1 protein-coding gene is annotated in these 714 nt (G+C 26.6%); it reads right to left on the bottom strand.

Features of this window, described 5'->3' with window-relative positions; genetic code table 11:
* Nucleotides 1-714: DNA methyltransferase (locus KMP12_RS07440; RefSeq protein WP_256442636.1), on the bottom strand; the 714-nt coding region annotated here is incomplete at both ends.

The raw sequence follows: 714 nt of genomic DNA, 5'->3' as shown, positions 1-714 counted from the left end.
GTTGCATTAATGAATTCTTTTTTAATAAAACTTATTAAATATTTTATTAGTGATGTTGGCTTAGAATAGTTAAATACATCTTCTAATTCCAAATTAAGTAACTTAGATAACTCATCACTTGCATCTTCATTTGTACCAACCCCATTATCAGAATTTATCAGACTTGATGGAGTTTTAAATTTTTCATCTTGATTATGTCGTAATACATTAAATCCAAATTTAGAAGATAACTCTACAAATGTTCCTTGATTTAATTCGTTATCTAAAAAATCTTGCGTCCACACAAACCGACCATTCACTAACAACTCACTTATAACAATACTATCTTTTACTATAAAATCATTTAAAAATTCAACTCCTGTGTTACCACTAGTATATTTTCCCTTTTTGTATTCACCATCTTTTAACTTTGTTTTTATGGTGTATTTAGAAAATTTAAGCATTTTTAATGAATTAGTTCTTTTTACAATAGGTTGCATTTTATTAGAATACGCATCTTCTCCAAAAAATTTTATTCTTTCATTAGAGGTATAACATAGTACATATTCTGTCATTTTTCTAATTTTTTTATTAAGAAAAGAACCTTTTTTCTTTCTGACCCAAATAAAGTGTCCTACATAATTTTCTTCCCCAAACACCTCATCACAAAGTAATTTTAGTTGTGCTTGTTCATTATCATCAATAGAGATGAAAATAACACCCTCATCACTTAAA

The organism is Gemella sp. zg-1178 (genome assembly GCF_018790995.1).
In the GTDB taxonomy this organism is placed as follows: domain Bacteria; phylum Bacillota; class Bacilli; order Staphylococcales; family Gemellaceae; genus Gemelliphila.
Note: the sequence above shows the minus strand (reverse complement) of the source record. Positions and strands in the feature narration are given on the sequence as shown.